This window comes from Bradyrhizobium sp. 159 (genome assembly GCF_023073795.1).
Classification (GTDB): Bacteria; Pseudomonadota; Alphaproteobacteria; order Rhizobiales; family Xanthobacteraceae; genus Bradyrhizobium.
Window position 1 is genome coordinate 257,950 of sequence record NZ_JADPKE010000085.1, and the last position, 22,465, is coordinate 280,414.

Genomic DNA, 22,465 nt, shown 5'->3' on the forward strand with positions numbered 1-22,465 from the left:
GTGATGCCTATCGCGGGGCGCCAGACGAAAGAGGCGGGCCTGAGCCCGCTTCTGCGCTTCAAATCCGGCTGGGAAAACTCAGTAGCATGCGCGGGGATCGGCCTGCACATACTGACCGTTGGGATAGCGGTAGTAGCAAACGCCCTGAGCCAGATAGTAGCCGGGTTGCGAGGCGGCCGTAGCGCCGGCGATCGCGCCGGTCGCCCCGCCGAGAACCGCGCCTGCGGCAGCTCCGGTTGCATTGCCGGAGAGCAGGCCGCCCAGCACCCCACCGACGATGGCGCCGCCCAGCGCGCTTGCACCGGGATCAGCTGGCGGCGGAGGCGGTGGCGGCGCGTACGCCGCCGGCGGCGGCGCATAAGCCACCGGCACGTCGTCGATATACTCCTCGGAGATGTAGGCCGGCGGTCCGGCCATGCGCTGCGGATAATAATACCAGACGCCGCCGACATCCCACCACCAGCCCGATCGGCCGTTGCGGACCTCGTGGCGCCAGCGTCCGCCCTCCCAGGCGCGGTTGCCGCGATAGGCGTGACCGCCCCAATCGCGCGCCGGTGCGGGCCCGCGGGCATAATTGCGCGCGGGCGGGCCGCCGGCATTGTGCGAGCCGGGACCGGCATGAGGCTGACCGGAAGGCTGCAGCGCGGGCCGGGCCGCCTGCTGCGGCGGAGGCCCCTTGCGCATGGACTGATTGTCCTGGGGCGGCGCGCCGGGTCGCGACCCTGCCGGCTGTTGGCCGGCCTCCTTCGGCGGTCTGGCCTCCTGCGCCTGCGCCGACAGCGCGAGCAACGACATGGCCGAAACCAAGGGAATGATGATCTTCATGCGGCTGGACGCACTCATGCGTGTTTGACCCCCTACTCTCTCGATTGCCGTGCTCAATTGCCGTGGTTCCTGGCGCGATAAACGCTTCATCTCACGCCGAGCTGATGCCGGGCTGACATAACTGACCTGCTTGATCGGCCAAGTCCCGTTAAAAATGATTAAGATCAGAGCAATTTTTGGCCCGAAAGAGCTGCAGCGGTGCGCGCCGGACCGCTCCTAGCGCGCCGGCTCGATCACGTTGCAGTTGCTCCGCCCTGACATCAGGCAGTCCTGCATCTTGCTGGCGGCCGTGAGATCCCGCGCGAGCCACCAGCCGACGCCCAGGATCACGATCGCGATAATCAAGCCGGCGACCGCGCCGCGGCGGTTGTCGCCGGATGGTGACTTTTGAGAGGATTTGGGCTTCGGGCCCGATTCGGGCTTGGACATGGGTGACCTGTTTCGGTCGGGCAAGGTGCCTTTAGCACCTCTGCGACGTGGCGTCACATCCGATCGTCCGATCCAGTTCAGCCCCTGGTCGGCCGGATTGCATCCTTGCGCGAGGTCTCGACCGCCGGGGTCGTCCGCGGTGCACAGGTGGTGAGCACGAATGCGGTCCGGGTGCACTCCCAATCGGCGCCCAACACGGCGCTCTCGATCGGCTGCGGACGGGCTAGCAGCAATGCGGCGCCGGCCAGCGCCGCCACCACGAAGGCAGCTCCGAGCGCCTTCAGGCTCAGTCGGAAGATCGTCATGCCCGTGCTCCGTCTCGTTGGGGCGGACGCTAGGCGCCGCTCCGCGTGCTCCCTTATGAGGGACATCACAATTCGGCAGTTTTTCCGGGCTACGAGAGATCGTCGGGGGGCGATTTTTCGTTGACCTGATCGGCTGCGATTTGGGTGGCGTTGCGACGTGCGTCGATGTACACGCATGTGCGTCGCGTGGCGCCTGCTATGCCCAGCCGACGTACCAACAGGCAGTGATGTAGGATCGAAAGCGAGGAAGACAAGGCTGGTCGATGAGTGGATTCAGGGAACCCGGTTTCGCAGACCGTCAGAAGGCGGCGCAGGACGCACGCAAAAATCTTTTGAACAAATTCAAATCCCAACCCGGGCCCGATGATCCCGCGGTTGCGGCGAAGCGCGCCGAGCGCGAGGCTCTCGCAGTGAAGCGCGCCGAGGCAAAGGCCGCGCGCGACGCGGAGAAGGCTGAGCAGAAGCGCCGCGAGGAAGAGGCGAAGGCAGCCGAGGCCGCGCGGATTGCACGCGAGGCTCAGGAGGCGGCCGAAAGGATGGCTGCGCTCGAGGCCGAGCAGAAGGCAAAGCGCGACGCCCGCTACGCGGCCCGCAAGGCCAAGCGGAAGTAGCGTTCAAATCAAATTGAACTGAGGCACGCCTCAGTTCACTTCACTTCGAGATGGTCCACCGGAGCGCGCGAATGCGCCGCCCCGATGGCCGATTGCGGAGGGCATCCGAAGCGCGCGCCTTCGCCTCGGCGAGGCGCTTCGCGACGACCGCGGATAATCAATTCTTCTTCATCATCCCGTCGTCTTTCTTCATGCCGTCCTTCGACATGTGATCCTTCTTCATGCCCTCGTCCTTGGACATGGTATTCTTCTTCACGCCGTCCTTGGACATGGTGTCCTTCTTCATCATGCCCTCGTCCTTGCCCATCTTGTCCTGAGCAAAGGCGGCAGGCATCAGCGCGAGGCCAAGCGACAGGGCGGCAGCCGAAATGCCGAGCACGATGCGGGTGCGAATGGTCATGAGCAGTCTTCCCTTCGAGATGGTGTTTGTCAGCGACGGATGCCGCTGTCCTGTCGACGGATTGCCACGTGGTGTTGTTACGCGCCGGCCGATAATTTCCGCGCGCCCGCTGCCGTCCTTCGTCTGGCGTAGTCCCACGCAGATCGAAAGTGTGCAGCGCAGCACGTCCGGCACTTGCCGCGGCATTCGGTCTCGAACTATCAGATGAGAGATCATCGGGTGTAAGACCGGCTAGGATGGGCCTACGCGCCGGGCTCGAAAACCCGGACCCAAATTCACGCCAAACAAGAACCTTGCAAAGAACCGCCCAAGGGGATCACACCATGCTCACGCGCCGTCATCTGCTCGCGACCGCCGTCGCCGCACCCGCCATTCTTCGCTTCGGCACCGGGACGGCGCAGGCCGCCACCACGCTGAAGATCTCGCACCAATTCCCAGGTGGCACCATCGACAAAGGCGATTTCCGCGACCGGCTCTGCCGCATGTTCGCCGCCGAAGTCGCCAAGCGCAGCAATGGCGACATCGCCGCTGAAATCTATCCGAACTCCTCGCTGATCAAGACCAACGCGCAGTTCTCCGCGATGCGTAAGGGCGCGCTCGACATCAGCCTCTATCCGATGCCTTATGCGGGCGGCGAGCTGCCGGAGACCAATATCGGCCTGATGCCCGGCCTCGTGACCACCTATGACCAGGGCTTGCGCTGGAAGAAAGAACCGGTCGGAAAGGCGCTGACCGACTTCCTCGCCGACAAGGGCATCATTCTGCTCACCTGGGTCTGGCAGGCCGGCGGCGTCGCCAGCCGCTCCAAGCCGATCGTCGCGCCTGAAGACGCCAAGGGCCTGAAGGTGCGCGGCGGCTCGCGCGAGATGGACATGGTGCTCCAGACCGCCGGCGCCTCGGTGCTGTCGGTGCCATCGAACGAAATCTACGCGGCGATGCAGACCGGCGCCTGCGATGCCGGCATCACCTCGTCCACCAGCCTGATCTCGTTCCGTCTCGAAGAGGTCGCGAAGTCGCTGACATCAGGGGCCGGCACCTCCTATTGGTTCATGCTCGAGCCGCTGATGATGTCGAAGGCGATCTTCGACAAGCTGCCGAAGAACCATCAGGACATCCTGCTCGCGGTCGGCACCGAGCTCGAAGCCTTCGGCCGCAAGGGCGCGCAGGACGACGACGTCGAGGTCGCCAAGGTCTACGAGAAAGCCGGCGCCAAGGTCTCGGCGCTCGACGCCGCGACCGTCGGCAAGTGGCGCGACATCGCCCGCGACACCGCCTGGAAGGACTACAGCGCTAAGACCGCGACCGCTGCGAACCTGCTCAAGCTCGCCACCGACGTCGCAGCATGAGCCACGGTCCGCTTCCGGATCGTGATGACCTGCCGAACGCTGCCGCAAGAACAGGCCTTGCGGCGGCGATCGATCGCGGCCTCGCCGTCCTCAACAGCATCATCGTCGTGTTCGCCGCGATCGCGCTGGTCGCGGCCTGTATGATCCTGAGCTACAGCGTGCTCAGCCGCGCGCTGTTCAAGGCCGCCAATTACTGGCAGGATGAGGCCGCCGTGTTCCTGCTGGTAGGCGCCACCTTCATGACGGCGGCCTATGTGCAGCAGAACCGCGGCCACATCGGCATCGAGGCCTTCGTCGGCCTGCTCTCGCCGTTCGCGAACAAGGTCCGGCTCTGGCTGGTCGACGCCGCAACGTTCCTGTTCTGCGGCTTCTTCGCCTGGAAGTCCTGGACCCTGGCCCATGAAGCCTATGTCGACGGCCAGGTCTCCAACTCGATGTGGTCGCCGCCCCTCGCCATTCCCTATTCGCTGATGGCACTCGGCATGAGCCTGCTCTGCATCCAGATCCTCGTGCAGCTTGCGCTGCCCTTCACCGGAGCCCGGCGGCCATGAGCGTCTTTGGTATCGGCCTCGCCTATGGCATCGCGACGCTGCTCGTGATGTTTTCGGGCATGCCGATTGCGTTCGCGCTTGGCGCAGTCGCAGTCGTGTTCATGGGCATCTACATGCCCGCCGCTTCGCTCGATACGGTGACGCAGAACGTCTACGAGGAAATGGCCTCGATCACGCTCTTGTCGATCCCGCTCTTCATCCTCAAGGGTGCCGCGATCGGCAAGTCGCGCGCCGGCCAGGATCTCTATTCGGCGCTGCATGCCTGGCTGCATCGGGTGCCGGGCGGCCTCGGCGTTGCCAACGTCTTCGCCTGTGCGCTGTTTGCAGCGATGGCGGGCTCCTCGCCCGCGACCTGCTCGGCGATCGGCTCGGCCGGCATCCCCGAGATGCGCAAGCGCGGCTATTCCGGCGGCTTTGCTGCCGGCATTATCGCTGCCGGCGGCACGCTCGGCATTCTGCTGCCGCCCTCGATCACCATGATCCTGTTCGCCGTCGCCGCCGAAAAGTCGCTCGGGCGGCTGTTCCTCGCCGGCATCGGGCCCGGCCTCTTGCTGGTCTCGCTGTTCGGCGCCTATGCCGTGATCCGCTTCCGCCAGGAATATGCCGCCGCCGAAGCGATCTACAAGAACGGCGGCGCGGAAGCTCCGATCCTGCAGCGCGACGAGTATACGCTCGCCGAACGCTTCAGCGTCCTGCCGCGGGTGATCCCCTTCGTGCTGCTGCTCACCGGCGTCATGATCGCGCTCTATGGCGGCTACGCCACGCCGTCGGAAACCGCCGGCCTCGGCGGCCTCTTGGCGCTGGCGCTGATCGCAGCGATCTACAGCGTGTGGCGGCCGAGCGATCTCGCTCCGATCATGCGGTCGACGATCCGGGAATCGACCATGCTGATGATGATCATCGGCATGTCGCTGCTCTATTCCTACGTGATGAGCTATCTGCACATCTCGCAATCGGTCGCCGAATCGATCGTCGCGATGCACCTGCCGCGCTGGGAGCTGCTGTTCGCGATCCTCGTCATGGTCGTGGTGCTCGGCTTCTTCCTGCCGCCGGTCTCGATTATCCTGATGACGGCGCCGATCATCCTGCCGCCGCTCCGCGCCGCCAATTTCGACATCATCTGGTTCGGCGTGGTCATGACCATCGTGATGGAGATGGGCCTGATCCACCCGCCGGTTGGCCTCAACATCTTCGTCATCCGCAATGTCGCGCCCGACATTCCCTTGCGCGAGGTGATCTGGGGCACGCTGCCCTTCGTGCTGCTGATGATGCTCGCAGTCCTGCTGCTGTGCCTCGTGCCGGAGATCTCGACCTGGCTGCCGGATCTCGTGATGGGGCCGGACGGGAGCAGGTAGAGCTAGCCGAACTGCCGTAGCTCGAGGAGCGAAGGCGGAAGCGTGCCCACCACTTCGGTCGCGATCATGGACAGATGGTGGGCACGGCGCTGCGCGCTTTTCCTCGCCTTACGATTTCTCCTTCCGCCGTGACTTCGGCGCGATCGCGCTGCCGGCCACCACCTGCAACAGATCCTTACGCACGGCTTCGATGTGCCGCTCCAGGAAGCGGCAGGCCTCATCGACCTTCTGTGCGCGGCAGAGCGCGATCAGATGGGCGTGCTCTTTCTCGGCGATCCCCATCGCCTTGGTGTTGGAGAGCTGCAAGCGGGTGTAGCGGTCGCTGGTCTGGAGTAGTGACAGCACGATCGCTCTTGTGCGCGGCTGCGGCGCATGAACGTAGAGCGCCATGTGGAAGTCGGCATTGAGCTGCCCCCATTCGCTGACGTTGCGCGCCTTGATCGCCTTCTCAAAACTCTTGTGGATGTCGTCGAGCCCGTCGAAATCATCAACGGTGAAACGTGGCGCCGACTGCGCCAGCAATCTCGGCTCCAGGATGCGGCGCAAATCGAACACGTCGTTGATCTCGTCCAGCGACAGCTCGGAGACGATGGCGCCCTTCTGCGGCACGATGCGCACCAGCCCTTCCGCCTCCAGCTGAAACAGCGCCTCCCGCACCGGGATGCGGCTGACGCCATAGGCCTCGCCAAGCGCATCTTGGCGCAGCTGCGATCCCGCCGGATAGGTGCCGTCGAGGATCGCCTGCCTGAGTTGGTCGACGATCGCAGCCGACAGCGTGCGATGCTTCAAAGGCTGTTTCATCTGACCTTCTGTCTTCCTTCGCGATTCATCCGGCCGAAGCGGTCCCTCTCTTGCATGTTGAAGGCTTCAGCGAAAGCTAGAGTCCAGCAAAAGCCAGTGCCCAGCCAAGCGCGTCCTGCCGCCGAAGTGGCCGCAATCTCCGTTTGACAGCGTAAATGTATAAATTATACATTTGGCGATAGCACGACAAATCTCGAGGTTGGGCCTCCATGATCGAACAGACGATGCTGCCCACACGCGCATTCAGCGTTCGACGCATGATCGTCCGCGCGTCCAGCGCCCTGCTCGCGGTCGAGCGCCTCGCGCTGATGGGCCTCATGTACCTGCTTACCGGATTGATCCTGGTGAACGTCGTCACCCGGTACTCGCATTTCCCGATCTACTGGATCGACGAATCCGCCGTCTATTGCGTGGTCTGGCTGACCTTCATCGGCGCCTCCGCGATGACCCGGCTGCGGCTCGATTTCGCGGTGACCATGCTGACGGAGCGTCTTTCGGCGCGCCGCGCCAGAAGCTCGCCAAAGTGATCTCGACCGGCCTCGTGGTCGTGTTCGGCGCCGCACTGATCGTCACCTGCGTGCTTTGGATGGACCCGATTGGTCTCGCCCGCGCCGGCTTCGACGGGCGCAAGCTCGCCGCCGAGACCTTCAACTTCCTCTACACCGAGCACACCCAGACGCTGAACTGGCCGACCTGGGTGCTATATCTGACGCTGCCTATCTTCGCGGTGTCGATGACCATTCACGGCCTCGCCAATCTGCTGGAAGATCTCGAGTTGGTCCCGCGCACCTCGCCAAAAGGCTTTCAGCTCTCCGAGCTGGACGGGGTCAACTGATGATCACGTCAGCCGCCTTCATGGCTTTCATGCTGGTCGGCGTGCCGATCGGCCTCTGCCTGTGCCTCGCCGGCCTCGTCTACATCGCCGCATCCGGCAATCCCGTGCTGTTCCAGTCTTACCCGCTCCAGCTTTTCGGCGGTGTCGACAGCTACGGCCTGATCGCCATTCCGCTCTTCATCCTGATCGGCGAGATCATGAATGGCGGCGGCATCACAAGGCGCATCGTCGACATGGCGATGGCGTTCGTCGGCTCGTTCAAGGGCGGGCTCGCCTACGTCAACATCCTCGCCAACATGTTCATCTCGTCGATCCTGGGCTCTGCGACTGCGCAGGTCGCGATCATGGCCCAGATCATGGTGCCGGAGATGGAGAAGAAGGGCTACGACAAGACCTTCGCCGCGGGACTGACCGCCTATGGCGGCATGCTCGGCCCGATCATCCCGCCATCGGTGATGTTCGTGGTCTACAGCGTGCTCGCGCAGGTCTCGGTCAGCGACATGCTGATCGCCGGCATCGTGCCTGGCGTCATCCTCACCGTGATGTTCTGCCTCGTCATCGCGCTGATGGGCTATGTCTACAGCTATCCCCGCGCAGACTATCAGACGCCGCGTCAGCGCATCATGACGATCCTGCGGACGTCTCCGACGCTGCTGATCCCTATCGTCATCGTCGGCACCATTCTCGGCGGCCTCGCCAACGCGACCGAATCCGCAGCCGTCGGGGCCGTCGCAGCAGCACTGGTCGGAAAATTCTGGACCAAGGAGTTCGAATTTTCCCAGCTGCCGCAAATGATGCTGCGCAGCGCCGTCTACTCGGCAATCGTGCTGTTCCTGGTGGCAGCCGCGGCGGTGTTCTCCTGGGTCCTGATCTTCGGCAAAGTGCCGCAGGAGACTGCCGCCTGGATCCAGACGGCCGCCAAGGACCCGGTCAGCTTCATGCTGATCTGCAACGTCATCCTGCTGGTGATCGGCACGGTGATCGACGGCATTCCCGGCCTGATCATGACGGTGCCGATCCTGCTTCCGGTCGCGACCGACGTCTATCACATCGACCCCCGGCATTTCGGCGTCGTGGTGGTGATCAACCTCGTGCTCGGCCTGCTGTCGCCGCCGGTCGGACTTTGCTTCTTCGTTGCGGCCGCTGTCACCGGTGCCAAGCCGGGTAAGATGTTCATGGTGACGCTGCCCTTCTTCGTCATCTCCTGCGTCCTCCTCGTGCTGCTCTCGCTCTACCCGTCACTCTCGCTGATCCTCGTCAAATAGGCCCATCCGAAAGGAGCCCGACCATGCCGCTTTCACGTCGCCGCTTTCTGGCCGCCAGTGCCGCCGCATCGGTGTTCGCGCCGTCGCTGGCGCTCGCCCAACCCAAGGAATTCCGGCTCGGCCTGATCACGCCCAACGGCCATTCCTGGAACAAGGCCGCGCTCAAATTCGGCGAAGATCTCAAGGCGGCCACGAGCGGCCGCTTGAGCGTCAGCGTGTTCCACTCCGGGCAGCTCGGCAACGAGCCCGCGATGATGCAGCAATTGCAATCCGGCGCGCTCGACATGGGCTTCATCCAAGCCGCCGAGCTCGGCTCCCGCGTGCCGCACATCGCCGCGATCAATGCGCCCTATATCGTCCGCTCGACACCTGCGGTCGCGAAATTCGTGCGGCATCCGGCGGCGGTGAAGCTGTTCGAAGTGCTGCCGCAGGAGACCGGAACGATCGGGCTCGGCTGGGGCATCACCGGCATGCGCGCCGTGTTCTCCTCCAAGGATCTGAATACCCTGGCCGACATTCGCGGCATGAAGCTGCGCATCAATCCGACGCCGGTCTATCGCGATTTCTATTCCTCGCTGGGCGCTGCACCGACTCCGATCCCGACGCCGCAGGTGTTCGACGCCATGGCCAACGGCCAGGTCGACGGCCTCGAGGCCGATCTCGAATTCTCCTGGAACCAGCGCTTCGACAAGGTGTCGAAAGTGATCCTCCAGATGAATGCCGTCTTCATGCCGATGGCGGCGGTCGTCTCGGGCCGAGTCTGGCAGTCGCTCCCCTCGGCCGACCGCGAGCTGATCACGAAGACGATCAAGTCGACGCTGGATGTGCAGATCGACGAGCTCGCCGGCAATGAGCCCGCGCTGATCGAGAACTTCAAGAACGCGCCGATCCCGATCCGCCAGGTCGACGCCAAGGACACCGAGGCCGTCATTGCCGAGTTCGACAAGATCTGGCTGCCAAAAGCCCCTGTCCTCGCCGAGCTGCGCAAGGTCGGCGCGACGCTCTGATCCCACCCTCGCCCTTCACCATCACTGCCCGGCGGATTGAACCATCCGCCGATACAATTCCAATCGGAGCCAAGCAATGAGCCGACGCATTTCCTGGGAAGGCGTCTTCCCGGCCGTCACCACGCAGTTCAACGACGATCTGTCGCTCAACATCGATGCGACAGCCAAGGTCATGGATGGGCTGATCCGCGACGGGGTTTCCGGTCTGATCGTCTGCGGCTCGGTCGGCGAGAACACCTCGCTGGAGCGCAAGGAGAAGGTCGCGATCATGGAGGCCGCGAAGTCGGTTGCGGCCGGCCGTGTGCCCGTGCTGTGCGGCATCGCCGAATTCACCACGGCGTTTGCAGTCGAGACCGCCAGGGAAGCCGCGGGCGCCGGTATCGACGGTGTGATGGTGATGCCGGCGCTGGTCTATTCGTCCAAGCCGCACGAGACGGCTGCGCATTTCCGCGCCGTTGCCAGTGCCACCGACCTGCCGGTGATGCTCTACAACAATCCGCCAATCTACAAGAACGACGTCACTCCGGACATCCTGGCCTCGCTCGCCGATGTCGACACCGTCGTCTGCTTCAAGGATTCGTCCGGCGACACGCGACGGTTCATCGACACCCGCAACATGGTCGGCGACCGCTTCGTGCTGTTCGCTGGTCTTGACGACGTCATCGTCGAGAGCGTCGCCATGGGCGCGGTTGGCTGGGTCTCCGGCATGTCGAACGCCTTCCCGCGCGAGGGCGAGACCCTGTTCCGTCTCGCCAAGGCAGGGCGCTACGCCGAGGCGATGCCGCTCTACGAATGGTTCATGCCGCTGTTGCATCTGGATGCACGCCCGGACCTCGTCCAGTGCATCAAACTGTGCGAGCACATCATGGGCCGCGGCACCGCGCTGACGCGCCCGCCGCGCCTGGCGCTGCTGCCACAAGAGAAGGCAGAGGTCGAGGCTATGATGGACAAGGCGCTCAAGAACCGGCCGCGCCTGCCGGACGTGGGCTTGAAGGCGGCGTAAGCGGCCTTAAGTCGCCACGCGCCTCCGCTTGGCGTTCAGCGCGGACGCCACGCGGCTCACTGGCGGCTTGCCCAGCACGGCACTCATCTCGTTGGTCGCCGCCAGCAGCCGGTCCATATCGATGCCGGTCCTGATGCCAATACCTTCGAGCATGTAGACGACGTCCTCGGTCGCGACATTGCCAGTCGCTCCGGGGGCGTAGGGGCAGCCGCCGAGGCCGCCCGCGGCGGCGTCGATAACGCGGACGCCCTCCTCCATCCCCGCATAGAGATTGGCGAGGGCTTGGCCGTAGGTGTCGTGGAAATGCATGGCGAGATTGGCGGGAGGAATGTTGGCGGCTACGGCGCGCAGCATCTCCCTTGCCTTGCTCGGCGTGCCGACGCCGATTGTATCGCCGAGCGAGATCTCGTAGCAGCCGAGCTCCCATAGCGTGTTGGCAAGATCGGCGACCGCCTTCGGCTTGATCTCGCCGTCGAACGGGCAGCCCAGCACGCAGGAGATATAGCCACGCACCGGAACACCGTCCGCCTTGGCGCGCGCGAGCACCGGTTTGAACCGCTCAATGGACTCCGCGACGGAGCAATTGATGTTGGCGCGCGAAAAGCCTTCCGAGGCCGCCGCAAACACCGAGACGACCTGCGCGCCCGCAGCACGTGCGGCATCATAACCCTTCTCGTTCGGCACCAGCACATGGAATTCGGCGCCCTGCACATGGCTGACGCCGCGCAGCACGGCGTCCGAGCTTGCCATTTGCGGGATCGCTTTGGGCGAGACGAAAGCGCCGACCTCGACCGTGGTGAGGCCAGCCGCGACCAGCGCCTCGACGAAAGCGATGCGGACCTCGACGCTGACGGGCGTCTTCTCATTCTGGAGGCCGTCGCGCGGCCCCATTTCGATGATGCGGACCTGATCGCTCATCTCACTCTCCCGAAGGCTCGACCACAGCGAGTTCGACCCCCTCCTGCACGATGTCGCCGACCTTGCATTTGACGGACTTCAGCACGCCGGCATAGGGCGCGCGCAGCGTCTGCTCCATTTTCATCACTTCGAGCGTGAGGATCGGCGCGCCCTTATCGAGCTTGGCGCCCTCCTCCGCCAGCACGGCGACGACGGTACCCGGCAACGGCGCCGCGATCTTGTCCTCGCCGGCATGCTCTTCGCTCTCGCCGCCGAACGGATCGACCCAGTGCAGGTCGAAGCGGCCGTTGCGCGTGCGCAAATACAGCTCATGGCCGTCGATCACCGCCGCGACCTGCGATTTGACGCCGTCCAGCGTCAAGTCAAAGCCGCCTTCCTTGGTGGCAATCGCGAACGCCAGCTCGCGTTCGCCGATCACCAGCGTCGAGGCGCCGCTCCCGTAGTTCAGCGTAATCTTCTGCTCTGGCCCATGGCCGACGCGAAAGGCGAAAATGCGCTGGCGGCAGCCGACCGGCTGCCAGCCGAAGGTCTGCCAGGGCGAATTCGCATCCGCCTGCGCTGCTTGCCGTTCGTCATTGACGATTGCGGCCACGGCGGCGCACAGCTCGAGCTCGCCGGGCGCCGGCGCTGCCTGTGTCAGCACCGCCAGTTCGCGCTCGATGAAGCCGGTGTCGATCGCATTGGTCCGCACCTTCGGATGCGTCATCAGCGCCGACAGGAACGGAATGTTGGTGACGATGCCGCGGACGTCGGACTCCTGCAGTCCGCGGTTGAGCCGCTCGATCGCGACGTCCCGCGTCGGCGCCCAGGCAATCATCTTGGCGAGCATCGCATCGTAATACGGCGACACGCTGTCGCCCTCGCGATAGCCGGCATCGATGCGCAGTCCGCCGGTCTCGGCCGGCAAACGCCAGGTCGAGATCCTGCCGACCGATGGCATGAAATTCTTGGTTGGATTTTCCGCATAGACGCGCGCCTCGACCGCATGGCCGTTGAGCCGGATCTCGTCCTGCTTCAAAGGCAGCGCCTCGCCGAAGGCGACGCGCAGCTGCCATTCGACGAGGTCGATGCCCGTAATCAGCTCGGTCACGGGATGCTCGACCTGGAGGCGCGTGTTCATCTCGATGAAGAACACGTCCTTGCCGTCGGAGACGAACTCGATCGTACCCGCCCCGACATAGTTCACCGCGCCCGCCGCCTTTCGCGCGGCGGCGCAAACGGTCTCGCGCTGGGCAGGATTGAGTGTCGGCGATGGTGCCTCCTCGATCACCTTCTGGTGCCGGCGCTGGAGCGTGCACTCGCGCTCGAACAGCGACAAGAGATTGCCGTGGCTGTCGCCGATCACCTGCACCTCGATGTGCCGAGGATTGTCGACATACTTCTCGATCAGCATGCGGTCGTCGCCGAACGCAGCCTTGGCTTCGCGTTTGGCGCTGATGATCGCGGGCCCGAGTTCGGCCGCCGAGCGCACGATCCTCATACCGCGGCCGCCGCCGCCGGCCGACGCCTTCACCAGGATGGGAAAGCCGATCCTGTCCGCAGCCTTCGAAAGCGTCGCCTCGTCCTGGACTTCGCCGTGATAGCCGGGCACCAGCGGCACGCCAGCCTTCTCCATCAGCGCCTTGGAGCCGGATTTCGAGCCCATCGCATTCATCATCTCGGCGGTTGGCCCGACGAAAACAAGCCCCGCATCGAGGCAGGCCCGCGCGAATTCGGCATTCTCCGATAGGAAGCCGTAGCCGGGATGCACGGCTTCGGCGCCGGTCTTGCGCGCGGCCTCGATCAGCCGCTCGACATTGAGATAGCTGTCGCGTGCCCGCGCCGGCCCGAGCAGCACGGCCTCGTCGGCGAGCGCGACATGCATCGCGTCGCGATCGGCCTCGGAATAGACCGCGACCGTGCGCAGGCCCATGGCCCGCGCAGTGCGGATGACGCGGCAGGCGATCTCGCCGCGGTTGGCGATCAGGAGCGTGCGAAATCGCCGGTAGAGCTTTGAGCGGTCCATCGCATCACATCCTGAACAGGCCGAATTTCGTCGGCTCGATCGGCGCATTCGACGCCGCCGAGAGGCCGAGCCCAAGCACCAGCCGCGTGTCGGCCGGATCGATCACGCCGTCGTCCCAGAGGCGCGCGGTCGCGTAATAGGGATGCCCCTGGCTCTCATATTGCGCGCGGATGGGGCTACGGAATTTCTCTTCCTCTTCCTTGGACCAGCTATCACCCTTGGCCTCGATATTGTCGCGCCGGACCTGGCTCAGCACCATCGAGGCCTGCTCGCCGCCCATTACCGAGATGCGCGCGTTCGGCCACATCCACAGGAAGCGCGGCGAGTAAGCGCGGCCGCACATGCCGTAATTGCCGGCGCCATAGGAGCCCCCGATCACGACGGTGAATTTCGGCACCGAAGCGGTCGCAACCGCCGTCACCAGCTTGGCGCCGTCGCGCGCAATGCCGCCGGCCTCGTATTTCTTGCCGACCATGAAGCCCGTGATGTTCTGCAGGAAAACCAGCGGGATGCCGCGCTGGCAGCACAGTTCGATGAAATGTGCGCCCTTGAGCGAGCTCTCGCTGAACAGGATGCCGTTGTTGGCGATAATTCCGACCGGATAGCCCCAGATATGAGCGAAGCCGCACACCAGCGTCGTGCCGTAAAGCTTCTTGAACTCGTCGAACTCGGAGCCGTCGACGATGCGGGCGATGATGTCGCGCACGTCGAATGGCTTGCGGCCGTCGACCGGGACCACGCCGTAGATCTCCTCCGCCGCAAACAGCGGTTCGCGCGGCGGATGCATGTTGAGGTTCGGCCGCGTCGGTGGCTTCAAGGTGCCGACAATGCGCCGGGCGATGCCGATCGCGTGTGCATCGTTCTGTGCGTAATGGTCGGTCACGCCGGACTGCCGCGAATGCACGTCGGCGCCGCCGAGCTCCTCCGCACTCACGACTTCGCCGGTCGCAGCCTTCACCAGTGGCGGACCGCCGAGGAAGATGGTGCCTTGATTGCGAACGATGATGCTCTCGTCCGACATCGCTGGAACATAGGCGCCGCCGGCAGTGCAGGAGCCCATCACGATCGCGATCTGCGGGATACCAGCCGAGGACATCTGCGCCTGGTTGTAGAAGATGCGGCCGAAATGCCGCTCATCCGGAAAGATCTCGTCCTGGAGCGGCAGGAAGGCCCCGCCGGAATCGACCATGTAGACGCAAGGAAGGTTGTTCTGCCGCGCGATGTCCTGCGCACGCAGATGCTTCTTCACCGTCATTGGATAGTAGGTGCCGCCCTTGATGGTGGCATCATTGGCGACGATCACGCATTCGCGACCCGAGATGCGCCCGACCCCGGTGACGACGCTCGCCGAATGCACGTCGCCGCCATAGAGGCCATAGGCCGCGAGCGGCGACAGCTCCAAGAATGACGTCCCGGGATCGACAAGCAGGTCGACGCGCTGGCGCGCCAGCATCTTGCCGCGTGCGGTGTGGCGGTTGCGCGACGCCTCACCGCCGCCGCCGGCGACCTGGCTAAGCTTTTCACGCAAGTCCGCGACGAGGGTGCGCATGGCCTCGGAATTGCGCGCGAAGTCTGATGAAGACGGATCGATGCTGGAATGGAGCGGCATGATGATTCCAATGAGGTGAACGTTTCAAGCCGTCTCGGCCATCAGCTCGCGGCCGATCAGCATGCGGCGGACCTCCGAGGTGCCGGCGCCGATCTCGTACAGTTTGGCGTCGCGCCACAGACGTCCGACCGGAAATTCACTGGTGTAGCCGACCCCGCCGAGCGCCTGAATCGCCTCGCCCGCCATCCATGTCGCCTTCTCCGCGGAATAGAGGATCGCGGCAGCGGCATCCTTGCGCAAGCTGCGCGCGTGGTCGGCGCGGTCGCAGGCGCGCCCCACCGCATAGACATAAGCGCGCGTGGCCTGCCAGGTCGAATACATGTCGGCAAGCTTGCCCTGCATCAGCTGGAAGTCGCCGATCGGCTGGCCGAACTGCTTGCGCTCGTGCATGTAGGGCACCACCGCATCCATGCAGGCCGCCATAATGCCGAGCGGGCCGCCTGACAGTACCGCGCGCTCATAGTCGAGGCCGGACATCAGAACCTTGACGCCCTCGCCCACCTTGCCGAGCACGTTCTCCTCCGGCACCTCGCATTCGTCGAAGAACAAGGGGTAGGTGTTGGAGCCGCGCATGCCGAGCTTGTCGAGGTGCTGGCCGTGGGTGAATCCCTTGAAGCCTTTCTCGATGAGGAAGGCGGTCATGCCGCGCGGACCGGCCTCCGGATCGGTCTTGGCGTAGACGACGAGCACGTCGGCGTCGCCGCCATTGGTAATCCACATCTTGGAGCCGTTGAGCACGTAGCGGTCGCCGCGCTTGTCGGCGCGCAGCTTCATCGAGACCACGTCGGAGCCGGCGCCGGGCTCCGACATCGCGAGCGCGCCGACATGCTCGCCGGAGATCAGCTTCGGCAGATAGCGCTGGCGCTGGGTGTCGTTGCCGTTGCGGCGGATCTGGTTGACGCAGAGATTGGAATGGGCGCCGTAGGAGAGCCCCACGGCAGCCGAGCCGCGCGAAATCTCCTCCATGGCGACGATATGGGCGAGGTAGCCCATGTTTGACCCGCCATATTGCTCCGGCGCGGTCATGCCGAGCAGGCCGAGGTCGCCGAAACGCTTCCAGAGGTCTGCCGGAAACAGATTGGCTTTCTCGATGTCGGCAGCGCGCGGGGTGATCTCCGCCTCCACGAAAGCGCGAAGCGTGTCGCGCAGCATGCCGATGTCTTCGCCCAGATCGAAGTCGATGCTCGGGATGTTCAAGGCGATTCCTCCGTATCTTTGCGTCCGAACCTAGCGGGGCCCAGGCGCTCTTGCGGTCGAAAAGGTTGCATTTTCCGCCAAACTTGGCGAGGATTTTCCGAGGGAATTCCGATGCCTTTTCAAGCCGCCACCGCTATCCCGCGCCGCGCCGTGACCCCTGCCGCCTTCGTCCGCGGCGTGGTCGCCGCTTATGAACGATACGGCCGCGATCCAGCGGAGGCGCTGAGCCGGGGTCAGGTAGCGCTGGACCTTGTCAATTCTCCGGATGGGCGGATCACCGCCGCCCAGTTCGAGGCCGTGGCAGGCCATGCCATGCGCGAGCTCGATGACGAAGCGCTCGGCTGGTTCTCGCGGCGGCTGCCTTGGGGCACCTACGGCATGCTGTGCCGGGCCTCTATCACCGCACAGACGCTGGAGGTCGCACTCAAGCGATGGTGCCGGCATCACCGTCTGGTGACCGAGGATGTGCTGCTCGATCTCGAGGTTGGCGAAGAGACGGCCGTCGTGTCGATCCGCGAGCTCCGTGACCTCGGGCCCTTCCGCGAGTTCTGCCTGGTCACCCTGTTCCGCTACGTGCTCGGCTTCTCGTGTTGGGCGGTCGACTCCCAGATCGCGCTCCGCGCGGCTGAATTCCCGTACCCGGAGCCCGGCCACGTCTCCGTCTATCCGACCATCTTCTGCCGGACTATCCGCTTCGACGCGGACCGCGCCGCGATCATCTTCGACAAGCACTATCTCTCGCTGCCGCTCACGCGCACCGCGGTCGACCTCGACAACATGCTCAAAGGCGCGTTGCGGCTGACCGTGCTGCCCTATCGGCGCGACCGCCTGCTGGTCGAGCGCGTCCGCCGCGTGCTCCGCAATGCGCGTGGGCGGGTCCTTGGTGCCGAGGATGTCGCGCGCGAGCTCGCGCTGTCCACACGCACCATGCACCGACGCCTGCGCGAAGAGGCCACCTCACTGCGCGATCTCAAGGAAGAGGCGAAGTTCGAGCTCGCCAAGCAGGAGCTGATGCGCGGCCGCACCCCGATCAAGCGCATCGCGGAGATCGCCGGCTTCCGCAACGAGAAGAGCTTCTCGCGCGCCTTCCGTACCTGGACCGGCGCGAGCCCGCGTGAATTTCGCGGCCGGTATCGGTGAGGCACACGCGAGCGCGTGCGTTGCGTGGTCGTCATGAAATTGACGGCCTCCGAGATGACTCTCGGAGGCCGTCACATCTCCAAACCAGTCTCGATTGCAACGTCAGTTCGAATTGGTCTGTCCGCCCGACCGAAGCTTGCGCGACTGCGTCTGCTTCGGCTGCAAGGCGAACGCGTCGCTGGAGGTTTTCGCTCCGCCGCTCTGCGAGCACGTGCCGCCGATGCCGCCGGCCGCGGCCCGGCACGCTTCCATCGTCGGATAGCCGCAGCCATGAGCGGCCTGGGCGCCGTTGGTGATGCAGTATTCTTCCGCCTGTGCTGCGGGTGCGGTCATCATCAGAAACGCAGATGCAAACAGCGTCGCAGCGGATGCGACGAACGTCTTCGAAATCGATGTCATGGTGTCTTTCCTGCTTCAGGGTCCCACAAAAGAGTCCTCGGCATGGCAGGCACGCCGAGGTTCACACCTTGCATCTAAGCGGCGCCGGGGAACCGACAATCACGGCCGAGCGCATTGCAGGACTTCGCAAATCACATGTCACAGTTAGGTTATTGACTCATGTATTATAATTCGGATTGCATGAAATACCGATTTGTCCGACCGGAGTATTCGGATCCTATCCTGCCGGCGCCGCCACGGCGACCTCCTGCAACGGCAGTGGCACGTCCTTCGCGACACCCAGCACCGGAAAGCTGCGGACGTTCTTCACGTTCGGCATCGCGGCGAAATGCAGGAGCTGCTGGCGCATGCTCTCGACGCTCGGCGCCACGCATTTAAGGAGATAATCGGTGTCGCCCGAAATCCGCCAGCACTGCTGGATGCGCGGGATTGCGGCGATCGAGCTCTCGAACGCCTCCAGCACCGGCTGGGCCTGGCTGCCGAGCTGGATCGACACGAACGACACCACCTCAAAGCCGAGCCGCCGTTCGTCGATGACAGCGCGCACCGCCCGGATCACGCCGCGGCTGAACAACGATTTCAGCCGCCGCAGGCAGTTGGGCGCGGATACGCCGACGCGCAGCGCCAGCTCGTTGTTGCGAACCCGCCCGTCCTGCTGCAGCTCGGACAGTATCTTCAGATCGACGCGATCGAGCTGGTCACGCCCCGCCATACCCCACCTCGCCCATAAGCTCGTCATGCCTCGCACCAGCGAAGCACGCGGCAGAATAGCTGCCAAGGGCCAGAGCCACTGGTTGCCTCATGGCCGGGCCCTGTCCGGGCCATCTAGGTTCTTTCGCGCGCCCCTGAGATGTAGATGCCCGGGACAAGCCCGGGCATGACGAGTTGACGTCGTTTGGACGCGGCGCAGTCTCGCCCGCTCCTCAATGCGTCCAGGGCTCGCCGCGCCGGAACGAGAAATTGTCGGCATAAGCGACCGGCCGGCGCACCGACTCCTGCGGCTCGATCACCTGGTAGGCGATCCCCTTGCGCTCGCAATAGGCGACCGCCTCTTCCTTAGAGTGGAAGCGCAGGGTGATCTGCTGCTTCATGTCGCCGGACGAGGTCCAGCCCATCAGCGGCTCGACCGAACGCGGCTGCTCCGGCTCGTAGTCGAGCTGCCATTCCCTCGTCTTGGACCGGCCGGATTGCATCGCGTTCTTGGCGGGCTTGAAAATGCGTGCGGTCATGGGTGGTCCGGGCCTCTTGGTCTTTCGCTCGATTTCGATGCGTCACGGTGGCAGTTGGTGGAAACCTCGGGGATAGTATAGAGACACCGTTGGAGAAATGTTCGGTGATTCCGGCTCCCGGGTGCCCTACCTTACGGGTATAGTCATTATGCTGCACCGTGACAATTGCGTACCCGCCTTCCGCGCCGGGACCCCGCCCGACGCCATTGCCTCCCCGACATCAGCGTATTTGTTCCTTCCGAAAGCTCTCGTTGCATGGCCTTCCTGAACATCAGCGCAACACTTCCCGAAAAGGGTCGCGACCTCCGGCTCGACCTGTTTCGCGGCGTCGCGAACTGGGCGATCTTCCTCGACCACATCCCCGACAACGTCGTGAACTGGGTCACGACGCGCAATTACGGTTTTTCCGACGCCGCCGACCTTTTCGTCTTCATCTCCGGCTACACGGCGTCCTTCGTCTATGCGCGCATGATGCTGGAGCGCGGCTTCATCGTCGGCGCCACAAGGCTGACCAAGCGGGTCTGGCAGCTCTATGTCGCCCACATCATCCTGTTCGTGATCTATATCGCCTCGATCAGCTACCTCGCCCTGCGCTTCGGCGATTCCGAGATGATCAACGAGTTCAACGTCGCCGGCCTCGTCGACAATGCCACCGAGACGCTGCGCCAGGGCCTGTTTCTGCGCTTCAAGCCGCTCAATCTCGACGTGCTACCGCTCTACATCGTGCTGATGGGACTGTTCCCGCCGGTGCTGTGGTTCATGCTGCGCAAACCCGACGTGACGATGGCGCTGTCAATCGTGCTGTGGCTCGCCGCGCGCCATTTCGGCTGGAATCTGACGGCCTATCCGGCCGGGCAGTGGTACTTCAACCCGTATTGCTGGCAGGTGCTGTTCGTGTTCGGGGCCTGGTGCGCCATGGGCGGCGCGCGGCGCTCGATGGCGCTGATCAATGCGCCGGTCACGCTCTACCTCTGCCTCGCCTATCTCGCCTTCGCGCTGATCATGACTATGGCTGGGCGCTTCCCGACCTTCGGCGGCATGTTCCCGCAGTGGCTGTTCTCGGCCTTCAACCCGAACGACAAGACCAACCTCGCGCCCTACCGCTTCATCCACTTCGTCGTGATCGTGATCCTGGTGATCCGCTTCGTGCCGAAGGAGTGGCCGGGCCTAGAGTGGAAGGTGTTCGATCCGCTGATCGTCTGCGGCCAGCAGTCACTCGCGGTGTTCTGCGTCGGCGTGTTCCTCTCCTTCGTCGGCCATTTCGAGCTGTCGATGAGCTCGGGCTCGCTGCTTGCGCAGCTCTTCGTCAGCATCGCCGGCATCGCGATCATGACGACGGTGGCCTATTACATCTCCTGGTCGAAGAAGCAGGACAAGCCCTTGAAGCCGCCACCGTCCAAGCCGGCAGCGAAGGCGGCCTGATCGTGACGCGGCGGCCGAAGCCGCGTCAGGCCGCCGCTTCGCCGTCGAACTCGGTGAACTTCTTGTAGATCCAGTCGCGGCCGTCATGGCGGCGCCAGACCTTGCCGTACACGAGCTGCCCGTTGATCGAACGGCGCGGCACGATCACGGTCCAGAGATGCCAGATTTCGGTCCAGCTCGTCTGCGGACCGGCGGTCTTGGAATTGCGATCGAAAGACATGGCAGAACTCACTGGCGCGGAAGTCACCCGCGCAGAACTCAACTGATGCGCGCGCTGCCGTCCACGTGCGAGCGCGGATTTCCGGCAGCCCATCGCGAGCCGTGCTTGATGTGATAACAGTCACTGAGGCGGCCGCAACAATCGCTCGCCCTTAACCTAACCGGTCAACCTTACTTCTCGTGCGCAAACGGCGAGATTGGTTGAAAGCCGCGGTCGACTTTTCTAGAATGCTTGCGTGATTTGAGAGCGCGCCGATTTGAGACGCGCGTGTTTTTGGCCCGACACGTATTTTGAAAACAATTGACCGGCCGGGGCGACCACAATGAATTTGCAATGTGCATGTCTGCGCTTGGCACTGCGATCGACGGCGCCTGTCCCGATCGTAAACACGTCCGCCCAGCAGCCGCCGAAAGCCGCCAACGATAACCAGACGGTCTGGCCGTTCGTGCCATTTCCGCTCGGCTGGCACGCCTCGAGCTGATGACGAGATCTGAACAGTGATGCCTGAAAAGCGCAACGCCGCGCAAGCGGAGTATCATCGCTCGGCGGCGTCCGTTAGGCATTGGGCGCTGAAATCCCCAACACGAATATGTCTTTGGCGGCGCTCAGAAGGTTCGAAGAGCGTCCGGAAATTCTGCGCCGCTCTGACGACCGCAACGGCTTGAGGCGTCGCACCGAAGTCGCGCGGCAAGGAGGTTGAGCGCCAAAGCTTCCGCCGCGCCTTTCGGCCCACACGAGGGCAACCAATCGCTGCGCCACGCGTTGCAGCTTTTTCCCGCCTGTCCGAGGGTGTCCGCAATCAGCGTGCGCCCGCCTGCACGGAGGCGTCGCACGTCCATATGAGCTGGAGCGCGGCCGGTGAACTGTCGCGAACGAGCCGAAACCAACGAACGCCAGGCCGCAGCGCGAGGAAACGCTGGGAGCCAAGTCGATACGCCGGAGAAGCTCGTCGAGACGCCGGAGGCCGGAAGCTCGCTGCTTGCGCTCGGTGGGCTCGGCCTCGCGGGGATCGCCATGCTGGGCTGGATTTGCGCCCTCGCCTGGGTTGCTTGGCACCTCGTCAGCTGGCTGTTGTTCTGACGCGGTCCCGAAGCCCTCATAAGGCTTGGGCGTCGGCCTGGGGATGCTTGAGGCGCACGTCGGGACTGGTCGGGGCAGCTGGATTCGAACCAACGACCTGCAGTACCCAAAACATACCGGCTATTCCCTCACCTACCCTCCGACGCCCGCAGGCGCCCTAATGCTCCGAAGAAAATCGGTCGCTCCCTAACTTTCCGGCATCTATCGCCTGCTGTGATTGGCACCGCGGTGCTTCCCCCGTGCTTCCCGGAGGGCAAATGAGCGGTCAAACCATCACAAAGACCTTGGTCGACAGCCTGGAAAAGCAGGCCTCGGAATACACAGTATGGGACGCGAAGCTTCCCGGGTTTGGGGTGCGCGTCCGGCCGACGGGTGCCAAATCGTTCATAATTGTGTTTCGGCATGGAATAAGGACCCCGTTTTCGGGGTGATCGGCATCCAATCGGGACCCCGGGATAAGGGTCCACAGTGGCTTCCATCGAGTCATGGAAGCCGAGGTTGGGATGCTGGTGG

23 protein-coding genes and 1 pseudogene are annotated in these 22,465 nt (G+C 64.1%); 11 read left to right on the forward strand and 13 right to left on the reverse strand.

Annotated elements, in window-relative coordinates; genetic code table 11:
• Positions 1–78: 78 nt before the first annotated feature.
• The 3 genes from IVA96_RS24375 to IVA96_RS24385 all read right to left on the reverse strand — a co-directional run bounded on the left by IVA96_RS24375 (position 79) and on the right by IVA96_RS24385 (position 1,559).
• A complete protein-coding gene (locus IVA96_RS24375) occupies positions 79–843 on the reverse strand; it encodes a hypothetical protein (protein WP_247281047.1) in 765 nt (254 codons plus the stop codon).
• Between the two features lie 198 nt (positions 844–1,041).
• Positions 1,042–1,254: a hypothetical protein gene (locus IVA96_RS24380; protein ID WP_247281046.1), complete on the reverse strand. Its 213-nt coding sequence runs from the start codon at positions 1,252–1,254 to the stop codon at positions 1,042–1,044.
• 77 nt (positions 1,255–1,331) lie between these two features.
• The gene (locus IVA96_RS24385) at positions 1,332–1,559 is read right to left on the reverse strand and encodes a hypothetical protein (protein ID WP_247281045.1); all 228 of its coding nucleotides are present in this window, start codon (positions 1,557–1,559) and stop codon (positions 1,332–1,334) included.
• A gap of 263 nt (positions 1,560–1,822) precedes the next feature.
• On the opposite strand from IVA96_RS24385, the gene IVA96_RS24390 reads away from it, so the two are divergent.
• Positions 1,823–2,170 (forward strand): DUF6481 family protein, encoded by a 348-nt coding sequence (locus tag IVA96_RS24390; RefSeq protein WP_247419673.1) that lies wholly within the window; start codon positions 1,823–1,825, stop codon positions 2,168–2,170.
• Between the two features lie 157 nt (positions 2,171–2,327).
• On the opposite strand, the gene IVA96_RS24395 is transcribed toward IVA96_RS24390, so the two are convergent.
• Positions 2,328–2,570 (reverse strand): pentapeptide MXKDX repeat protein, encoded by a 243-nt coding sequence (locus IVA96_RS24395; RefSeq protein ID WP_247419722.1) that lies wholly within the window; start codon positions 2,568–2,570, stop codon positions 2,328–2,330.
• Between the two features lie 323 nt (positions 2,571–2,893).
• Between IVA96_RS24395 and dctP the strand changes: the two genes are divergently transcribed.
• From dctP to IVA96_RS24410, 3 genes are read left to right on the forward strand one after another with little or no spacing between them, the layout of a single operon-like run.
• Positions 2,894–3,916, forward strand: a complete 1,023-nt coding sequence (gene dctP, locus IVA96_RS24400) for a TRAP transporter substrate-binding protein DctP (RefSeq protein WP_247281042.1) — start codon at positions 2,894–2,896, stop codon at positions 3,914–3,916.
• Positions 3,913–4,467: a TRAP transporter small permease gene (locus IVA96_RS24405; RefSeq protein ID WP_247419674.1), complete on the forward strand. Its 555-nt coding sequence runs from the start codon at positions 3,913–3,915 to the stop codon at positions 4,465–4,467. Before dctP ends, IVA96_RS24405 begins: the two co-directional genes overlap by 4 nt.
• Positions 4,464–5,822 carry a TRAP transporter large permease gene (locus IVA96_RS24410; RefSeq protein ID WP_247419675.1) on the forward strand — a complete coding sequence of 453 codons (1,359 nt, stop codon included), beginning with the start codon at positions 4,464–4,466 and terminating at the stop codon, positions 5,820–5,822. Before IVA96_RS24405 ends, IVA96_RS24410 begins: the two co-directional genes overlap by 4 nt.
• Positions 5,823–5,930: 108 nt before the next feature.
• On the opposite strand, the gene IVA96_RS24415 is transcribed toward IVA96_RS24410, so the two are convergent.
• Positions 5,931–6,623 (reverse strand): GntR family transcriptional regulator, encoded by a 693-nt coding sequence (locus IVA96_RS24415; RefSeq protein WP_247419676.1) that lies wholly within the window; start codon positions 6,621–6,623, stop codon positions 5,931–5,933.
• Between the two features lie 224 nt (positions 6,624–6,847).
• Here IVA96_RS24415 and IVA96_RS24420 point away from each other — a divergent pair.
• The 4 genes and pseudogenes from IVA96_RS24420 (at position 6,848) to IVA96_RS24435 (ending at position 10,733) form a co-directional block, all read left to right on the forward strand.
• Positions 6,848–7,458 (forward strand): annotated as a pseudogene (locus IVA96_RS24420) (TRAP transporter small permease).
• Positions 7,458–8,723 carry a TRAP transporter large permease gene (locus IVA96_RS24425; protein WP_247419679.1) on the forward strand — a complete coding sequence of 422 codons (1,266 nt, stop codon included), beginning with the start codon at positions 7,458–7,460 and terminating at the stop codon, positions 8,721–8,723. Before IVA96_RS24420 ends, IVA96_RS24425 begins: the two are co-directional and overlap by 1 nt.
• A 23-nt stretch (positions 8,724–8,746) precedes the next feature.
• A complete protein-coding gene (locus IVA96_RS24430) occupies positions 8,747–9,730 on the forward strand; it encodes a TRAP transporter substrate-binding protein (protein WP_247419681.1) in 984 nt (327 codons plus the stop codon).
• A gap of 76 nt (positions 9,731–9,806) precedes the next feature.
• Positions 9,807–10,733, forward strand: a complete 927-nt coding sequence (locus tag IVA96_RS24435) for a dihydrodipicolinate synthase family protein (protein WP_247419685.1) — start codon at positions 9,807–9,809, stop codon at positions 10,731–10,733.
• Positions 10,734–10,739: 6 nt separating this feature from the next.
• Here the strand turns inward: IVA96_RS24435 and IVA96_RS24440 are convergent, their stop codons facing one another.
• The 4 genes from IVA96_RS24440 to IVA96_RS24455 are packed head-to-tail and all read right to left on the reverse strand — an operon-like array spanning position 10,740 to position 16,462.
• The gene (locus IVA96_RS24440; protein WP_247419688.1) at positions 10,740–11,651 is read right to left on the reverse strand and encodes a hydroxymethylglutaryl-CoA lyase; all 912 of its coding nucleotides are present in this window, start codon (positions 11,649–11,651) and stop codon (positions 10,740–10,742) included.
• Between the two features lies 1 nt (position 11,652).
• Positions 11,653–13,656: an acetyl/propionyl/methylcrotonyl-CoA carboxylase subunit alpha gene (locus IVA96_RS24445; RefSeq protein ID WP_247419691.1), complete on the reverse strand. Its 2,004-nt coding sequence runs from the start codon at positions 13,654–13,656 to the stop codon at positions 11,653–11,655.
• A gap of 4 nt (positions 13,657–13,660) precedes the next feature.
• Entirely contained in the window at positions 13,661–15,265 is a 1,605-nt protein-coding gene (locus IVA96_RS24450) for a carboxyl transferase domain-containing protein (protein WP_247281033.1), read from the reverse strand.
• A gap of 24 nt (positions 15,266–15,289) precedes the next feature.
• Positions 15,290–16,462 (reverse strand): isovaleryl-CoA dehydrogenase, encoded by a 1,173-nt coding sequence (locus tag IVA96_RS24455; protein ID WP_247281032.1) that lies wholly within the window; start codon positions 16,460–16,462, stop codon positions 15,290–15,292.
• 111 nt (positions 16,463–16,573) lie between these two features.
• Here IVA96_RS24455 and IVA96_RS24460 point away from each other — a divergent pair, with 111 nt between their 5' ends.
• Entirely contained in the window at positions 16,574–17,602 is a 1,029-nt protein-coding gene (locus tag IVA96_RS24460) for an AraC family transcriptional regulator (protein WP_247281031.1), read from the forward strand.
• A gap of 102 nt (positions 17,603–17,704) precedes the next feature.
• Here the strand turns inward: IVA96_RS24460 and IVA96_RS24465 are convergent, their stop codons facing one another.
• The 3 genes from IVA96_RS24465 to IVA96_RS24475 all read right to left on the reverse strand — a co-directional run bounded on the left by IVA96_RS24465 (position 17,705) and on the right by IVA96_RS24475 (position 19,230).
• Positions 17,705–18,001 (reverse strand): DUF3551 domain-containing protein, encoded by a 297-nt coding sequence (locus IVA96_RS24465; protein ID WP_247281030.1) that lies wholly within the window; start codon positions 17,999–18,001, stop codon positions 17,705–17,707.
• 217 nt (positions 18,002–18,218) lie between these two features.
• Positions 18,219–18,713, reverse strand: coding sequence for an Lrp/AsnC family transcriptional regulator (locus tag IVA96_RS24470; protein ID WP_247281029.1), 495 nt, complete (start codon positions 18,711–18,713; stop codon positions 18,219–18,221).
• A gap of 211 nt (positions 18,714–18,924) precedes the next feature.
• Complete coding sequence (locus tag IVA96_RS24475) at positions 18,925–19,230, reverse strand: ETC complex I subunit (protein ID WP_247281028.1); 306 nt, start codon at positions 19,228–19,230, stop codon at positions 18,925–18,927.
• Between the two features lie 255 nt (positions 19,231–19,485).
• On the opposite strand from IVA96_RS24475, the gene IVA96_RS24480 reads away from it, so the two are divergent.
• Positions 19,486–20,652, forward strand: a complete 1,167-nt coding sequence (locus IVA96_RS24480; RefSeq protein WP_247281027.1) for an OpgC domain-containing protein — start codon at positions 19,486–19,488, stop codon at positions 20,650–20,652.
• 25 nt (positions 20,653–20,677) lie between these two features.
• Here IVA96_RS24480 and IVA96_RS24485 read toward each other — a convergent pair whose 3' ends face one another.
• A complete protein-coding gene (locus IVA96_RS24485; protein ID WP_247281026.1) occupies positions 20,678–20,872 on the reverse strand; it encodes a hypothetical protein in 195 nt (64 codons plus the stop codon).
• Positions 20,873–21,730: 858 nt separating this feature from the next.
• Here IVA96_RS24485 and IVA96_RS24490 point away from each other — a divergent pair.
• Positions 21,731–21,952: an RNA-binding protein gene (locus IVA96_RS24490; protein WP_247419696.1), complete on the forward strand. Its 222-nt coding sequence runs from the start codon at positions 21,731–21,733 to the stop codon at positions 21,950–21,952.
• The last annotated feature ends 513 nt before the right edge of the window (positions 21,953–22,465 follow it).

Coding starts and splice junctions, on each gene's coding strand:
- IVA96_RS24375 (WP_247281047.1), bottom strand. CDS start 843: ATGAGTGCGTCCAGCCGCATGAAGATCATCATTCCCTTGGTTTCGGCC.
- IVA96_RS24380 (WP_247281046.1), bottom strand. CDS start 1,254: ATGTCCAAGCCCGAATCGGGCCCGAAGCCCAAATCCTCTCAAAAGTCA.
- IVA96_RS24385 (WP_247281045.1), bottom strand. CDS start 1,559: ATGACGATCTTCCGACTGAGCCTGAAGGCGCTCGGAGCTGCCTTCGTG.
- IVA96_RS24390 (WP_247419673.1), top strand. CDS start 1,823: ATGAGTGGATTCAGGGAACCCGGTTTCGCAGACCGTCAGAAGGCGGCG.
- IVA96_RS24395 (WP_247419722.1), bottom strand. CDS start 2,570: ATGACCATTCGCACCCGCATCGTGCTCGGCATTTCGGCTGCCGCCCTG.
- dctP (WP_247281042.1), top strand. CDS start 2,894: ATGCTCACGCGCCGTCATCTGCTCGCGACCGCCGTCGCCGCACCCGCC.
- IVA96_RS24405 (WP_247419674.1), top strand. CDS start 3,913: ATGAGCCACGGTCCGCTTCCGGATCGTGATGACCTGCCGAACGCTGCC.
- IVA96_RS24410 (WP_247419675.1), top strand. CDS start 4,464: ATGAGCGTCTTTGGTATCGGCCTCGCCTATGGCATCGCGACGCTGCTC.
- IVA96_RS24415 (WP_247419676.1), bottom strand. CDS start 6,623: ATGAAACAGCCTTTGAAGCATCGCACGCTGTCGGCTGCGATCGTCGAC.
- IVA96_RS24425 (WP_247419679.1), top strand. CDS start 7,458: ATGATCACGTCAGCCGCCTTCATGGCTTTCATGCTGGTCGGCGTGCCG.
- IVA96_RS24430 (WP_247419681.1), top strand. CDS start 8,747: ATGCCGCTTTCACGTCGCCGCTTTCTGGCCGCCAGTGCCGCCGCATCG.
- IVA96_RS24435 (WP_247419685.1), top strand. CDS start 9,807: ATGAGCCGACGCATTTCCTGGGAAGGCGTCTTCCCGGCCGTCACCACG.
- IVA96_RS24440 (WP_247419688.1), bottom strand. CDS start 11,651: ATGAGCGATCAGGTCCGCATCATCGAAATGGGGCCGCGCGACGGCCTC.
- IVA96_RS24445 (WP_247419691.1), bottom strand. CDS start 13,656: ATGGACCGCTCAAAGCTCTACCGGCGATTTCGCACGCTCCTGATCGCC.
- IVA96_RS24450 (WP_247281033.1), bottom strand. CDS start 15,265: ATGCCGCTCCATTCCAGCATCGATCCGTCTTCATCAGACTTCGCGCGC.
- IVA96_RS24460 (WP_247281031.1), top strand. CDS start 16,574: ATGCCTTTTCAAGCCGCCACCGCTATCCCGCGCCGCGCCGTGACCCCT.
- IVA96_RS24465 (WP_247281030.1), bottom strand. CDS start 18,001: ATGACATCGATTTCGAAGACGTTCGTCGCATCCGCTGCGACGCTGTTT.
- IVA96_RS24470 (WP_247281029.1), bottom strand. CDS start 18,713: ATGGCGGGGCGTGACCAGCTCGATCGCGTCGATCTGAAGATACTGTCC.
- IVA96_RS24475 (WP_247281028.1), bottom strand. CDS start 19,230: ATGACCGCACGCATTTTCAAGCCCGCCAAGAACGCGATGCAATCCGGC.
- IVA96_RS24480 (WP_247281027.1), top strand. CDS start 19,486: ATGGCCTTCCTGAACATCAGCGCAACACTTCCCGAAAAGGGTCGCGAC.
- IVA96_RS24485 (WP_247281026.1), bottom strand. CDS start 20,872: ATGTCTTTCGATCGCAATTCCAAGACCGCCGGTCCGCAGACGAGCTGG.